The 14162-nt window shown below is 55.3% G+C and carries 13 protein-coding genes; 7 read left to right on the top strand and 6 right to left on the bottom strand.

Annotated elements, in window-relative coordinates; genetic code table 11:
* Positions 1 to 2 precede the first annotated feature (2 nt).
* Positions 3 to 1160 carry an ATP-binding protein gene (locus GIV35_RS09505; protein WP_236264564.1) on the bottom strand — a complete coding sequence of 386 codons (1158 nt, stop codon included), beginning with the start codon at positions 1158 to 1160 and terminating at the stop codon, positions 3 to 5.
* An 80-nt stretch (positions 1161 to 1240) separates the two neighbouring features.
* Here GIV35_RS09505 and GIV35_RS09500 point away from each other — a divergent pair, with 80 nt between their 5' ends.
* A complete protein-coding gene (locus tag GIV35_RS09500; RefSeq protein WP_236264565.1) occupies positions 1241 to 1828 on the top strand; it encodes a hypothetical protein in 588 nt (195 codons plus the stop codon).
* A gap of 392 nt (positions 1829 to 2220) precedes the next feature.
* A complete protein-coding gene (locus tag GIV35_RS09495) occupies positions 2221 to 3717 on the top strand; it encodes an FRG domain-containing protein (RefSeq protein WP_236265749.1) in 1497 nt (498 codons plus the stop codon).
* Positions 3718 to 4828: 1111 nt separating this feature from the next.
* Here the strand turns inward: GIV35_RS09495 and GIV35_RS09490 are convergent.
* Together GIV35_RS09490 and GIV35_RS09485 are read right to left on the bottom strand one after the other, a co-directional pair.
* Complete coding sequence (locus GIV35_RS09490; protein WP_236265752.1) at positions 4829 to 5992, bottom strand: epoxide hydrolase N-terminal domain-containing protein; 1164 nt, start codon at positions 5990 to 5992, stop codon at positions 4829 to 4831.
* Positions 5993 to 6250: 258 nt separating this feature from the next.
* Positions 6251 to 6751 carry an Lrp/AsnC family transcriptional regulator gene (locus GIV35_RS09485; protein WP_216091352.1) on the bottom strand — a complete coding sequence of 167 codons (501 nt, stop codon included), beginning with the start codon at positions 6749 to 6751 and terminating at the stop codon, positions 6251 to 6253.
* Between the two features lie 119 nt (positions 6752 to 6870).
* On the opposite strand from GIV35_RS09485, the gene GIV35_RS09480 reads away from it, so the two are divergent.
* Positions 6871 to 7905 (top strand): histone deacetylase family protein, encoded by a 1035-nt coding sequence (locus GIV35_RS09480; protein ID WP_236265750.1) that lies wholly within the window; start codon positions 6871 to 6873, stop codon positions 7903 to 7905.
* Between the two features lie 105 nt (positions 7906 to 8010).
* Entirely contained in the window at positions 8011 to 9441 is a 1431-nt protein-coding gene (locus GIV35_RS09475) for an amino acid permease (RefSeq protein ID WP_236304321.1), read from the top strand.
* Between the two features lie 72 nt (positions 9442 to 9513).
* On the opposite strand, the gene GIV35_RS09470 is transcribed toward GIV35_RS09475, so the two are convergent.
* The 3 genes from GIV35_RS09470 to GIV35_RS09460 form a co-directional block, all read right to left on the bottom strand.
* Positions 9514 to 9762: a CsbD family protein gene (locus GIV35_RS09470; protein ID WP_014718439.1), complete on the bottom strand. Its 249-nt coding sequence runs from the start codon at positions 9760 to 9762 to the stop codon at positions 9514 to 9516.
* 135 nt (positions 9763 to 9897) lie between these two features.
* Positions 9898 to 10506: a dTMP kinase gene (locus GIV35_RS09465; protein WP_223023613.1), complete on the bottom strand. Its 609-nt coding sequence runs from the start codon at positions 10504 to 10506 to the stop codon at positions 9898 to 9900.
* A 143-nt stretch (positions 10507 to 10649) separates the two neighbouring features.
* Complete coding sequence (locus tag GIV35_RS09460; protein WP_223023614.1) at positions 10650 to 12377, bottom strand: hydrogenase maturation protein; 1728 nt, start codon at positions 12375 to 12377, stop codon at positions 10650 to 10652.
* A gap of 217 nt (positions 12378 to 12594) precedes the next feature.
* On the opposite strand from GIV35_RS09460, the gene GIV35_RS09455 reads away from it, so the two are divergent.
* From GIV35_RS09455 to GIV35_RS09445, 3 genes are all read left to right on the top strand, one after another.
* A complete protein-coding gene (locus GIV35_RS09455; RefSeq protein ID WP_003191203.1) occupies positions 12595 to 12822 on the top strand; it encodes a hypothetical protein in 228 nt (75 codons plus the stop codon).
* A 56-nt stretch (positions 12823 to 12878) separates the two neighbouring features.
* Entirely contained in the window at positions 12879 to 13139 is a 261-nt protein-coding gene (locus GIV35_RS09450; protein WP_236265674.1) for a metallothionein, read from the top strand.
* Positions 13140 to 13256: 117 nt separating this feature from the next.
* Positions 13257 to 14162, top strand: coding sequence for a LysR family transcriptional regulator (locus GIV35_RS09445; RefSeq protein WP_236265675.1), 906 nt, complete (start codon positions 13257 to 13259; stop codon positions 14160 to 14162).

The following is a 14162-nucleotide window of genomic DNA, read 5'->3' as shown; positions in this document are numbered from 1 at the left end:
TGTCAGCCCACCGGGATGCAGATAGTAAATACTGTGCCTTCAGCGGCGGCCAATCGTTCCTTAGTACCTCTGGCTGACGGTTCGAACTCCATCATTCCACTGCTTCCTTGAAAAGCCTGATTTAACGAAAGGCGCCCTGTACGTACTCGTACGTAAGCCTTAAGTTTGTTAAGCGCCTGTAGCGCGAGATAAAGTCCCATTCCAGACGCACCTGAGTCGGGTTTGGAGGTGATATGGCTTCTGAAGCAATCCAATGTCGCTCGTAGCTCATCTTCGAAGTCGAGTTTTTCAAGACTATCGACCGGACGTCCTTCTTTGGCCGTAAGCCAACGCCTAGCAAGGCCTGGTCCGCTGTCGATGACCGAAATTTCGAGGAAGTCCAGGGTTTCCGACTTCAAAAAAAGCTTCAGTATGAAGCGTGCCAGTTCAGGCTCTCGGTCGGAGTAAGCCAAGGCGTCTTTGCGGCTGATCCGATTGAGTTTGATCGACGTACCACGCAGCGCCTTTTTGTATTTGATTCCAGCGACATCAGTCACTGCATGCTGATCAGCGTTATCAATCAACTCTCGCAGAACACTCCCCAGTTCGGGAAGCCCAGCTTTAAGCAGAGTCGCCCTGTCTTGTTTCGCAGTCATTAATTCCGATGACTGTGCAATCAAGTGGGAAAACCATGAGTGAGGCTGAACATGTGGCGAGCTGTGATCGAAGTAGAAAGGTTTAATAAATTCCCGTTTTGCGAAGTTGACACTGAACAAGTTGATAGCCGTAGGTCGAGCACCTTTGGTGCTGGAGGTGTTACGGATGTCGCCGACAAACATCGCCTCAATCAAAGGCTTTATCGCCAGCAGGGCTTCACGACGGTCTACAACCTGGTGATCCTCTGCATGGATCTCGCTGCTCATGATGAGCGCGAAGAGCCCAGCGGCGCTTTTGGCAATTTGAGGAATTTGGGCGATAGCCTCCTCAACCGGGGCGTAGAGATGCAGGACTGACTGCTCATAGGCCCGGGCCCAGGTAACGATCAACTGAGCGAGGGCCGCATCTACCCCTAGCCCTCCACCATGGCTCATGCTGATCGGCAGTCTGAGTTGTGGATCGTTACCTATTGAGTCGTACAGGCTTTCGATGTCGTACAGGTTTAACTTACGGCTGATCTGCATTAAGGCCTCGCGTTCCCTCGTTGCTTACGTACCGGTCGGCTACTACTGTTGACTTTTGGGTAGCCGGAATTTTATGGAGAATGTACTCGAAATGGAAAAATTCAGCGATCGGCATGAGCAGGAAGCTTTCCTCGTATTTGAAACACGGACGATTAGGTGAGGTTATTGCACTCATACAGGTGCTCGCGTATCACCGAAACACCAGCCGAAGTGAAGACGGATTTAGAAAAGAGCTCTGCTACGCGCCAGTCTCAGCAACATCTTGGATTGAAGTAGCGAAGAATCACCCAGAGCTCTATCGAGTACGTTTGAAAGAATGCGGTGTCGATCGAGTGCCCCTCGTATCGCCTTATGTTTTGCTGTATTCGCCAGAAAATAGCAAGCGGATCAGGGCGCCCCTTGACCCATCGGTGGTTAACAAGCTGATCGAAATTGCGGTCGAACTACACGATAAGGAAGCGATGCTGGCCGAGCGCTGGAAGGTGTGGGGGTCTGTGGTGGCTGCGCTTGTCAGTGCAGGTGCCGCTGTTTCGGCAGCTTTCCTGAGAAATGATATGCCGCCTACTCCCCCTTCCCTTGCATCCTACTCGGCTGAACCACAGCCCGTCTCTCCTGCTCCGAGCACTACACTATGTACCTGCTGCTCCATTGCGACTAGTGAAGAGTAGTCAGGATCACACCTAACATTGATATACATCCCTTGGCGACACTGCGCGACCTTGGCGCTTACCCTCGCGTGGCGGCCGCAGATAGAGCTGCTGTCGACTCTCGATCTTCAGCACCGTCCCGAAAAAGTCAAAAACGACCGCCACAGCAATGTCGGCTAAACCGCTACCAGAATCACGAATTACGGCGCGAACGAAAAGTCAGTACCAAAGCTTACATCACAGGCATGCCATGCTGCTCGAAATCGCTCAGCAACCTTTACGACTTAGCGCTAGTAGTCCCAGAAAACTGGCTTGATGCTCTTCAGCAAATAATTTAGTTTACAGGCTTAGTGAACAAGCTGGCGCAAGGCGATTTAATCATCGACCGCACAATTAGATTTATGGATATATTGATGAAAGTATTTAAAGCGGCGAATGTTGAAGAAGCAGTGGCGCTTGCTGAGGGCTTCAAGGCTGAAGGACGCTACGATTGGTTTCGAGGACAGCTCCGCGAGTGGGCACCAAGCTCGTCGCTGGAACGCAAAGTACTTCCCGATCCGGGGGCTAGATCTCAGTTCGATGAAAAGTTGATCAGGTTCACGAGGTGGGTGACCAAACAACCCGCTCTAGCATATCTTGCGCAGGACGAACACGTCGATTCTCTGTTTGCTGTACTTCAACATTATGGCTTCCCTACAAACTATATTGATTTCAGTACCGAGCCTGCGATTGCAGGCTTCTTTGCATCTGACACTCAGTCTCCACCAGAGGAGCCTGGCAATTGCATTATCTACTGTCTAAACACTACAGACATTAAAGAATTTTATTCTCACCTTCCACTTTCGGATGAAGGAATAGCATTTATTGCAGAACCCGTGACGGTCGACGTCCCCAATCTTTGGAGGTTGGAATCACAGTACGGCCATTTCTTGTTCGCGAATCATCCGTGGTATCGAATTTATGATATGGATAGAATCGTTTTCCCTTGGAGCGGTGCTCCAGCTTTCCCATCACGCGAACAGATATATCCCTCACACAAAAGCGCTTTGGAGCAAACACTCGACGCGTACTTCTTCAATGAGCGGCGTATAGAGAGCTATGCAATGCTCCACACCCTGGCAGAAGAGCAAGGAAAGCAAAGTCTGTTCCGCAACATCTATATCGAGACGCCCGAAACCTACGAATCAGACTCATTTATGACTCCGCTGAGCCCCACTGTACAGTGGGGCGCCGAAGCACTCAAACCATGGCGAATTAGTCCGAGCGAACAGTTTTACTCTACCGTTGGCCGCCATATGCCTTTGCCCCTTCGTAGCGAGGCCACAGCCCCCAGTCTTGCAGATCAGGTTAAGCATTCGATAAGAGGGGCATTGAATACACAGCGAGAACTTCGAGCCCAAGCAGTAGAGTGGATCTTCACCGGACTTCCTGACGATGTAGATGAAACGCTACTCAGGTCTACGACTCGTCAAGCATGGAACGGCATGCGCAATCTCCCTTATACGAACGAAGATATTGCCTGTGCCATTTCTGCCTTGTTTACCCTATGCTCAAAACCAGACTGTTACTCGATTGAAGGTTGCAAAGTTAACAGGGCATTCCAGACGTGGGTTTCGGATGCTATGTACATCGAATTTGGTTACCCCGGCGACTCTTACTCTAAAGCATACTGCTCAGATAGCCGATTACTTAAGGCACTAGATCCCGCATGGACTTCAAATCTTAAGGATCCGGAATCAGTGACCTCGATGACAAACGCGCTTCAGAAAACTCATGATCCTCGGCTTATGTTTGACTTTAGTCAGCTGTCAAGCATTTTTGCTCGCGAAATTATTCCATCACAGCTTGCGATGAAGCGACCTTTGGTGCTTTACAACCCAGCCGATTTAGAAGTCCTTGGCCTCCCGTAGAGATTTGAAACTTGCAAAATCCGCAATCCCAAGACCTGCTGATGTGCCATGGGATACGCTGCAGCATAAGTCGAAAGGCCTTGTTTCCTGATGCAGCGCTACAACTGGGGGCGACCGCATCAATTCAACGGTAGGCTACCGCCAGCGATTGCCGAGGAAAAACTTAATCCGGAGTCCGGGATTAGTTAACCACTACAAACCCTCGTTTGGACACAAAGGGACGAAGCAGAGGACGTTATAGTGAGTATGGTCCGACCGAATCACTAACTGCTTGCCGCTTTGGCTACGACCCTCACTGAGATCTTCTGCCACAGTGTCCAATTGGGGTACCAGCACTGAGGTAACCGGCGGGGTCAAAGGTTTAACAGGAGGTTGGACGATCACTCTCGTCGAGCGACGGGGCGCTCTGCCCCTAGCTCCTCCACTGCGCGCCTACGGACAAGTCAACAGACTGTTGCAGCATGAGCACATATTCGGGTGCTCGCTCCCGCTCCGGATCAACTGCTGCGCGAAACGCCTGGAACACGTACTTGGCCAAGGAGGCTCGCACGTTATACAAAAGGGCCGCCGTTCAGGCCCTAGCCGCCAGCCACCGCTTAAGTAGCTGCCTAAGGTCGAATCGACCAGACGAGCGGAAAACCTCGTCCATGAACACCAATCGATGAACAAGGGCATTCATTTTGAGCGCATTGAGCCCAGCGGAGTGGGCTTACGAGCAGTTTGTGAACATCTGGCATCGCCCACTTTTCAATGAACTGTTATGCCTTATAGGTTCATGAGGTACGTAAGTCACTGATTCGACGAATTCGTTTTTACGCCTACTCTCTCAACGGGCCATGTCCATAATGCCGTTTCTCTTCAGGTCAACGACTACCGCTGTTCGTGCAAACTGGTGGCGCGGCGCCGTTGCCCATGCTTGTCCCGTTCATGTACGTCCAACTCAGACTGAGGAGCCGCGCTTTCAATGATGCTTGGCGGCGAGTACCTTGAAGCCCTCGATGTCGACTCGGTTTGACGCTGGCGCTGGCGAAAGCGCTTGATGAAACTCGCGTTGATCAACTCTTCCACATCCAGATTCAAAGCACAGTTGACTAACGACGCTTCGCTCCTCCTACGATAAGCGCGTCGGTAATCTCAGTTCAGCGCACAATCCGCCGCCTTCGCGATTTCTCAAGGTCAGGGTGCCGCCGAGGGCTTGTGCCAGTTGCTGGGCGATAGCCAGGCCCAGGCCCGTGCCGCCGGTGCTGCGGTTGCGCGAATTTTCCACGCGGTAAAATGGCTCAATCACACGGGCCAGCTCCTCTTCGGCAATGCCGGGACCACGATCCATCACGGTCACCGAGAGGCTGTCGCCCTCCTCCGGCTCGACCCGCAGCTGCGCGGCACCGGCGAATTTGAGCGCGTTATCCGTGAGGTTTACCAGCACTCGGCGCAGCGCGTGGGGCCGAGTGTGAATCACTGCGTTGCTTTTGCCGCTGAGCTGCACGTCCTTGCCCATGTCCTGGTAGTCGAACACGAGGCTGTCGAGGAATGAATCAAGATCGGTACGGCGGCCTTCCTCGGTGGCGCCATGCACGCTGCGGGCATAGGCAACGCCTTCACGCACCAGATGCTCCATCTCGCCGAGGTCATTCCACAATTTGTCTTTGTCGCCGCAGTCGTCCATCAATTCGAATTCAGTTGGCTTACCGGAAAAACCGTGTCCCGGAATCGATGGAATGATCACGTCGAACGAATCTTCAACCTTACCGCCGTAAGCAACGGGATCCGTCAGCGGGCCGATCGTCTTCAGGAACTCAAACTGTGAGCCAGGCCATCCGTGTGTCAGAAGCAGCGGCATCGCGTTGGAGTTTGGCGAGCGAACATGGATGAATTGAATATCCACGCCGTCGATAGTCGTGATGAATTCAGGCAGCGCATTGAGCTTCGCTTCGGCCTTGCGCCAGTCATAGCCGCTGCCCCAATACTTCACCAGCGCCTGGACCTGGGCCAACTGCACGCCTTGGGAAACGTCATTGACGGTCTCTTTGTCCGGCCAGCAGGTCGCCGCAATGCGCTTTTTCAGATCGGTCAATTGCGCTTCATCGACGTGAATTCGATAAGGTCTAATCGATTCGGGATGGGTCGAGGCCGAGCTGGCAACTGACGCATCGGCGGCCGGGCCAGCAGCCCAGGCACCACCGCTGCTGGCTATCAGGGCCAACCCCAAAGCGCCCATTCTCACGGAAGAAGCCAGACAATGGCGCCAGGTGAAACCGAACGTAGCTGCAGGCATTTTGAATTTCCTATAAGTCATTGGTCGACAACGTCGCGAAACGCGCAGAGATAGCCGCGAGTTAAATGAGTCATCCATTGGAGAAGGTTTGCGCCTTCTCGATGGGTTCATTTAAAGCCCCGTAGGTATCCCGTATGTGTCATCAACCGACTTAAAGGAATCGCTGTGTATCTATCCAAAGCGCAGATACAAAACGATACAAATGCACCAATCGCTGTTAAAGACAGGGTTCCACTTCGTGATCTAACCCCTGCCCATTCACGCCTTAATCGATTTGGGTATCGCGATACGGCTACTGGTCTTAATTTCGCGTAAAGCCAGACTGGACTGGATGGACGCAATACCCACCTGGCGCCTGAGCACCTGTTCGATAAAGTCACTGTAGCTATCAAGGTCCTCAGCCAACACTTGCAGCACGTAATCGGCATCCCCGGTGATCTTGTGACAGGACAACACTTCAGGCAGTTGAGCAATCACCGCCTCAAAAGCATCGGGAGCGTGGTCGGCGTGGGTAGAAAAACGGATGTGCACGAATGCCATGATATCCAGCCCCAGCATTCGTCGATCAAGGTTCGCCTGATAGCCTTTAATCACACCCGCCTCCTCCATTCTCTTACGCCGCCTCCAACAAGGTGTCAGGCTTAACGACAAGCGCTCACTGAGCTCAGAGTTGGAAATACTCGCATCCTCCTGCAGCAACGCGAGAATCGCCAGGTCGGTATCGTCGAGACTGATGCGTTTGGATGTTTTTTTCTGCATTACGTAATTCCTGAGTAAAAACGCCCGAATAATCCAGTAAACCACGAAAACAAAGCAAAGAAAGCGCTTCAGAGCCGGAACAGAATATTTGCACTGGCTCATATCAACGGATGCGCACAATGTTTACAGTTTTCAGTGATTCCCACCGTCTGCACCACGGCACCGAATTGAAAGACGGCGTGCTCAAGCCGTCCTTCGAACAGCCCAGTCGGGCCGATACCGTCCATAATCGGGTCAAGCAGGTAGGTCTTGGCCAGATCATCGAACCGCGAGCATTTGATCGGTCGTGCTATGTCAACGCGCACAGCGAACGCTACGTAACTTTTCTGGAGTCTGCCTGGTCTGAATGGTGTGCAACCGGGCGCACCCACGATGCGTTGCCGCTGGTATGGCCAGTGCGTGATCTGGCCAACGAGCAAGTCCCGACTTTCATCGACGGTAAGCTGGGTTTCTACGCCATGGACGCGGGCTCACCCATTACCGCCACCACCTGGCAAGCGGTAAAAACCAGTGCCGATATCGCACTGACCGGACTGGCGCTGATCGATGAAGGTCACGACAGTGCCTTTGCCCTATGCCGTCCACCCGGCCATCACGCTGCACGTGAATACATGGGCGGCTATTGCTATCTGAACAACGCGGCCATTGCCGCACAACAGGCTATTACCCGAGGCGCCAAGCGTGTCGCGGTATTGGACGTTGACTTTCATCATGGCAACGGTACCCAAAATATTTTCTACGGGCGCAGTGATGTCATGTTTGTCTCGCTGCACGGCGAACCGACGGTGTCCTATCCGTACTACTCAGGCTACAGCCACGAAGTCGGCGCTGGTCACGGCGAAGGTTACAACCTGAACTATCCGCTGCCGAAGAACACCTCTTGGGAAAGCTACCGCAACGCCTTGCTCCACGCCTGCAAGAAACTCCAGCAATTTGCCCCTGACGTGCTGGTTATTTCACTGGGCGTCGACACCTTCAAGGACGACCCCATCAGCCACTTTTTGCTTGAAAGCGAAGACTTCATCGGCATCGGCGAGCTGATAGCCGGCGTGGGCTGCCCTGCCCTGTTTGTGATGGAGGGTGGCTACATGGTCGATGAAATCGGGATCAATGCAGTCAATGTGCTGCATGGTTACGAGAGCAAACGGGCCTGAAACTCCGCAAACCACTACCGTCAGTAGCCATTACATCTCTATCAAGGTCACGTGATTCCCACTTTTCTACCAAAACTCAAAAACATAAAATCAAGAGGTTTTGTAATGAAATTGACTCCGTCCGAGCGGGTTGAACAGCCCGCGCTGCAGCGCACACTCAGCAATCGTCACATTCAGCTAATGGCCATGGGCGGTGCTATCGGGACAGGCCTGTTCATGGGTTCCGGGAAGATCATCGCTCTCTCCGGCACGTCGATCATCCTCATCTATATGATCATCGGTCTGTTCGTCTACTTCGTCATGCGTGCCATGGGCGAAATGTTACTTTCCAACTTGAGCTTCAAAACCTTCGCTGATTTTGCCGGTGCCTATCTTGGCCCACGCGCAGCATTCTTTCTCGGCTGGTCATATTGGCTAAGCTGGAGCGTTGCTGTGATAGGTGATGCAGTCGTGGTGGGTGGATTTTTTCAGTATTGGTTCCCTGATGTACCCGCCTGGATACCAGCCATCGGCATGCTGATAACACTGTTCGCCTTGAACGTGCTGACTGTCAGGCTCTTCGGTGAAGTGGAGTTCTGGTTCGCGATCATCAAAATCATTGCCGTCGTTGCCCTGATTGGGGTGAGCATGGTGCTGATTGCCAGCTCCTTTGTCTCACCCAGTGGCGTCACCGCGTCCCTGAACCACTTACTGGATAAACAGGGCGCATTCCCCAACGGCTTGTTCGGTTTCTTTGCCGGGTTTCAGATGGCGATTTTCTCATTTGCGGGCACCGAGCTGATCGGCACCGCAGCCGCCGAAACGCGCTCCCCCGAAAAGACCCTGCCTAAAGCCATCAACTCGATTCCGCTCAGAATCATCTTGTTTTATGTGCTGGCACTGGCCTGCATTATTGCAGTGACGTCCTGGCAACAGGTTTCGCCCAACAAGAGCCCCTTCGTCGAGCTGTTTCTGGTTGCGGGGTTCCCCGCAGCGGCCGGTATCGTCAACTTTGTGGTGCTGACATCCGCCGCCTCATCGGCCAACAGTGGCGTATTTTCATCCAGCAGGATGCTGTTCGGGCTGGCCAATCAGGACAACGCTCCGGGGATTTTCCGGCGTCTGTCGAGCAATAGCGTGCCTCTGCTGAGTTTGGCGTTCACCACCTTGTTGATGCTGCTGGGCGTGTTGTTGCTGTTCATCGTTCCAGAAGTCATGACCGCGTTCACCATCGTCTCTACCGTGTCAGCAATTCTGGTGATTTTCACTTGGTCGACGATCCTCGCGTCGTACATTGCCTATCGCAACAGGCGTCCTGACCTGCATGCAAAATCGACCTACAAGATGCCTGGCGGCGCGCCGATGGCCTGGTTCTCTCTGGCGTTTCTGGGCTTTGTTCTTTGTCTGCTGGCATTGAGACCAGACACCCGAATTGCCTTGATGGTCATGCCGGGGTGGTTCCTGTGGTTGGCAATTGCTTACCAGTTGACCTGTTCCAGAAAGCCCAAGCCCGCTGACAGTTCGGCAAATCAATACAAACGCGAAGGCTTGGTTTAAGGGCTATGGCTTACCGCCCTCGTACCTCCTGGCGCGGAACTCCAAGGAGTACGAGGGAAATCTTGTTGAGGTTCAGCGACCAAGCAATCTCTTCAGCACCAGTAGAGCAACAGCTCCGATTGCCAGTGCAGCAACCGGCTTCTCTTTGACGAATGTAGAAACGCTGTCCAGTGCGTCGCCATAGGTTTGCGTCAGTTGACCGGCAGCCTGGCGTCCAGCGCCTTCGGCTTCCAACTTCGAATCGCCAAAAAGCTTCCCGACTGCGCTCTGCGCTTTGCCAGCAACCTTTTCTACAACGCCTTCTACCTGTTCGCTCTTCATGATGAACCAAACCTTCGTTTTTAATTGGGTAACCCAGGAGAAACCTGGACTTGAGGCAACGTGCAAAGCGTTAGGTGGACAGGCTTAGCGATTAGTTCAAATTGATGAACCTCACTTGGTCCAGATCAAATTAGATCAAAGGACTTTATATATCTGCGAAACCACCCGCCTCATCGCCTCCTCAATCGTCCCTTCATTGCGACACATCACCCACCCCTGCCCCACAGCCGCTCGCTCAAACGCCTCGGTACACGCAACTTGCTCCTCCAGCTTAGACATCACCGTACTGCTCAGCCCGCGCCGTCGTGCTACCGCCCGCGCCCAGGATATTTGCGCCGCGGTGACAACCCCCACATGCAGGTCCGGCACTTGCACCTGTCGATGAATGTTCAGCTCAAGAATGTCTGCAAAGGGTATCAATCGACGAAACGCGGCATCAGACGGGTACCAGCGATCCATCAGGATGATGCTGTCAGGTGGCTGCGCGGCCAGTACGTTCCGAGTAATCCAGCTGCGGCTGTCGGCAAAGCGCTCACACACCTCAAGTTCCAGATCCCGGCTGGGATCTCGGGCGAACGTGTTAACCAGAGCCATCGTTTGCGCTCGACAGGGATCGCTCTTGCGCTCGCACAGTCGCACGACCTTTTTGTTGTCGGCCCTCAATGCTGCCGTAACGGCCTCCAACAGCGTGGTTTTGCCGGTGCCCTTGGGCCCATCCAACGAAATAAACAGCGCACGAGTCATACGGGCGCTGCATCATCGTTCAGGTTGTGCAGTTCCATGGAGCCTCGGGGTCTGTGCGGTTGGGCGAGTTGGCCTCCATTATGGGCGACCCTATTGCCCAATGCGAGGCTGGACTGGCCGACGCGCCCTCCCCGCGTCGACGGTCAGTCATTCAGCATCCGGCTTTCCGGCACACCAGCCTCGTACCTCAACGCCCAGGGCGCAATCAACCGCTGCGGGGTCTGGCAGGCTTTGCGTTTAAACACGAAGTTGCGGCATTTCTCGGCAAACTGCTGGCGGTTTTCCACCATGTCGAGTCGCATCTGTGCCAGCTCCTGCTCGCGACAGCGTTCAACTTGGTGAGTATCCAGCATGGCTTTGCGCGTGCGTGCGTGAAGGTACTTATCATCGGTCAACGCACGGTCAGCCTCTTGCAAAAGCCACAGGCCGAATGCCTGCAGACAGCGGGGCCCGATGCCCTGGACCATGCCGTACTGCTGGGCCTGGATGGCGCTGATGGGCAGGCATTCTTCGGTGAGCTTATGCGCGATTTCGCTGCCCACCGCCCGTGGCAGGCTGTAGGTCCAGTATTCGGAGCCGTAGAGCCCCATGGTCTTGTAGTGCGGGTTGAGCACCACACCTTCGCGAGCCAATACAATGTCGGCGGCCAGCGCCAGCATCACGCCGCCTGCGCCCGCACTGCCAGTCAGGCCGCTGATCACCAGTTGCCTGGCGGTGAGCAGCTCCAGGCACACATCGTCGATGGCTTGAATGTTGGCCCAGGCTTCCAGCCCCGGCACTTCGGCGGCCTGGATGACGTTAAGGTGCACCCCATTGGAAAAGCTGCCGCGCCCGCCCTTGATCAGCAACACTTGGGTATCTCGCGCCTTGGCCCAGCGCAACGCTGCGACCAGCCGCTGGCATTGTTCGGTGCTCATAGCGCCGTTGTAGAACTCGAACGTCAGTTCGCCGATGTGGCCGAACTCTTGGTAGCGAATGGGTTGATAGACCCGCTCGTTGAACGCCTGGCGGGCGATTGAGCTGTCCAGCACCGGAACGCCGGCCAGCCTTTGCGCCAGTACGTGCCGTGCCGGCAGCTTGAAGGTCTCCGGGCCTTTGGGTTTGAGCGAGCCGATCCACAGGCTGCGATCTCCGGCCGCCACCAGCACAGCGTCGTCCTGTACCGCGAGGATTTCTCCGGGAGCGCCCTGGCGAGCGTCCAAGTGCGCGTCGTAGAGGTAATATTGCCCGCCCAAAAGGCTTGCCAACACGCCGGGCTGGCCATCGGCAGCGTCGATGCTGCGCTTGATAAAGCCTGCGCAATCGAACCAACTGAAGGTGCGGTCGGCCTGGGTCATGTTCGGCTGCAAGCGCCCGATGACGCTGGGTTGGGTGTAATCGAGCGGTGTCGGGACGAAGCCCTTGACGAATTTCGCCACGACGTCACGAATGCAAACCATCGCGGCGTCGCTCACCAGGCCGTTGTACAGCTCGGATTTGCGCACCTGGTCGGGCATGTCGAACTCACAGGTGGACCATATCGGTCCCGCATCCATTTCCTCCACCGCTTGCAAGGCGGTGACGCCCCAACGACGGGCCTGCAGGGTGATGGCCCAATCCAGCGCACTGGCGCCGCGGTCGCCGATGATGCCCGGATGGATGATCACCACCGGGCGCTGCGGATGGCTCCATAGTTGGTGCGGCACACGGTCCTTCAGAAACGGGCAGATCACCAGGTCGGCGCCTGACGCCTCGACCTGCTGGCACACCGTGGCTTGATCGGTGAACACCACAACGCTGGGGTCGTGACCCGCTTGGCGCAGATCCAGCCAGGCCCGTTGGGTTAAACCGTTGAATGCCGATGATAACAACAGGATCTTCAGTGATCGCATGGCTGACTCTTCCTTGAGAATGTGCGACCAGAGCAGCCCGTTGAGCCGTCCCTGGCCATCGATAAGCGCCCAAGGTTATAGAGCGAGCCAGCCTCCCCACCTGATCGAGATCAATAGATGAAAGCGGCTTATTTTTTCTGAATCACCGCGCAACCTACTCATCAAATGAACATGCCCTGCTCGGGTACGCCTTGTTAACCGTAACGGAGCCACATTCATGTTCGAGAAACCGCATTACCTCATCAGTTTCATCCTCGACAACCAGCCACAAAGCCGCACGCTTGAGCACGATGCCGACACGCTGGACCCTCAATGGGCCGAGTCCCTGCTCAGGCAGCGCTTTGCAGAGCTCAAGGACGCGAAATTGAGCGACGTCCAGGTGCAAAAGCGCAACAAGCCGGCCGATGAAGGCCATGACATCCCAGGGCATTACCAGCAGCCCTGATTTACGTATCAGAAAACCGCTGCCCGTTTATCAATCACTGAATGTTCGGAGGACCTATGAACCCGACAACTCAAGGTTGGACCTGCGCCTGCCCAGGTTGCACCTGCCAGGTGACCCATGACACGCGTCACCAGCGCAACGGCAAAGCCTACTGCAGCCAGGCATGCGCCGACTTGCACCCACAGGGTCAAGCGTGCCCCAGTGCCGATTGCCATTGCGAGTCGAATGTGAAGGTGCGAGACCGCTCCGTCAGCGATAGCCAGCTCGACGAGGCGATCGAAGAAACCTTTCCTGCAAGCGATCCCATATCGCCTTGATCATTCAGACCCATTAGGAAAACGGGGGCTGCATCGTGGCTCTAGGGTCTAGCAGTTGACAGCCCCCGGCAAAACTCAACAACCTGCACGTCTCACCGCCCTGCCCTGAGGCTGCCCTTGGACTATTTCACCGCGCTCACCGCCTTCATCGAAGCCGCCGAAGGCAACAACTTCTCCCGTGCCGCCGAGCGCTTGGGGATCAAGGCCTCAACGGTTTCACGCTATGTGAAGGACCTTGAGCAGGACCTGGGCATCGCGCTGTTCAACCGCTCCACACGTACGCTGCATCTGACCGAAGGCGGCCAAACCTTCCTGGTACACGCACGCAGGGTGCTGGATGAACTGGAACACGCAAAGGCTGCCACGTCTGCGCTGAACCAGCATCCCCGCGGCGTATTGAAACTCAACCTGCCACCGGCGTTTGCTCGCCATCACATCCTGCCGGCGTTAAATGACTTTCTGGTGCGCTACCCGCAAATCAGCGTGGAACTGGTGCTGGATAACACCCAGGTCAATTTGATTCATGCCGGCGTCGACTTAGCCATACGCATTGGCGAGTTGGCCGACTCCAGCCTTAAAGCGCGCAAGCTCAGCGACGGTCGCTACCGCTTGGTGGTCAGCCCGGCGTTTGGCACGCAGCACCCTCCTCCGTCCACGCCCACGGACTTGGCCGGTGTGCCTGCGGTGCTGGGCACGGCGACCACCGGCGATATCAGTTTTGTATCCGCCGGCCGCGCGCTCCCGTTGCAGCATGACGGCGTTATTCGAATCAATGACCTGGACGCGCAACTCATCGCCGTGCGCCAGGGCCTGGGCTTTGCGCTGTTGCCGGACTGGCTGGTGGCGCAAAGTATCGAGGCCGGCGACTTGGCAGTGTGGCTGCCCGAATGGCACATCCAGGGCGTGGAGCGGGCGTTTGCGGTGTGGTTTGTGTACCCGCCCAAGCGCATCGTATCGTCCAAGGTCCGGTGTTTTATCGACTTTATCGTTGAACGACTGGGCGAAACACCGGACTGGAAGTGA

Origin of the sequence: Pseudomonas sp. PA-1-6B (genome assembly GCF_021609545.1) — a bacterium.
GTDB classification, from domain to species: Bacteria; Pseudomonadota; Gammaproteobacteria; order Pseudomonadales; family Pseudomonadaceae; genus Aquipseudomonas; species Aquipseudomonas fluorescens_BV.
The sequence above is the reverse complement of the archived record's forward strand: the minus strand, read 5'-3'. Positions and strand labels throughout refer to the sequence as shown.

What these genes read in the sequence shown, in the direction of transcription:
- GIV35_RS09505 (WP_236264564.1), bottom strand. Translation starts at nt 1,160, where the DNA reads ATGCAGATCAGCCGTAAGTTAAACCTGTACGACATCGAAAGCCTGTAC.
- GIV35_RS09485 (WP_216091352.1), bottom strand. Translation starts at nt 6,751, where the DNA reads ATGCAGAAAAAAACATCCAAACGCATCAGTCTCGACGATACCGACCTG.
- GIV35_RS09500 (WP_236264565.1), top strand. Translation starts at nt 1,241, where the DNA reads ATGTACTCGAAATGGAAAAATTCAGCGATCGGCATGAGCAGGAAGCTT.
- GIV35_RS09450 (WP_236265674.1), top strand. Translation starts at nt 12,879, where the DNA reads ATGAACCCGACAACTCAAGGTTGGACCTGCGCCTGCCCAGGTTGCACC.
- GIV35_RS09465 (WP_223023613.1), bottom strand. Translation starts at nt 10,506, where the DNA reads ATGACTCGTGCGCTGTTTATTTCGTTGGATGGGCCCAAGGGCACCGGC.
- GIV35_RS09475 (WP_236304321.1), top strand. Translation starts at nt 8,011, where the DNA reads ATGAAATTGACTCCGTCCGAGCGGGTTGAACAGCCCGCGCTGCAGCGC.
- GIV35_RS09495 (WP_236265749.1), top strand. Translation starts at nt 2,221, where the DNA reads ATGAAAGTATTTAAAGCGGCGAATGTTGAAGAAGCAGTGGCGCTTGCT.
- GIV35_RS09470 (WP_014718439.1), bottom strand. Translation starts at nt 9,762, where the DNA reads ATGAAGAGCGAACAGGTAGAAGGCGTTGTAGAAAAGGTTGCTGGCAAA.
- GIV35_RS09455 (WP_003191203.1), top strand. Translation starts at nt 12,595, where the DNA reads ATGTTCGAGAAACCGCATTACCTCATCAGTTTCATCCTCGACAACCAG.
- GIV35_RS09490 (WP_236265752.1), bottom strand. Translation starts at nt 5,992, where the DNA reads ATGCCTGCAGCTACGTTCGGTTTCACCTGGCGCCATTGTCTGGCTTCT.
- GIV35_RS09460 (WP_223023614.1), bottom strand. Translation starts at nt 12,377, where the DNA reads ATGCGATCACTGAAGATCCTGTTGTTATCATCGGCATTCAACGGTTTA.
- GIV35_RS09480 (WP_236265750.1), top strand. Translation starts at nt 6,871, where the DNA reads ATGTTTACAGTTTTCAGTGATTCCCACCGTCTGCACCACGGCACCGAA.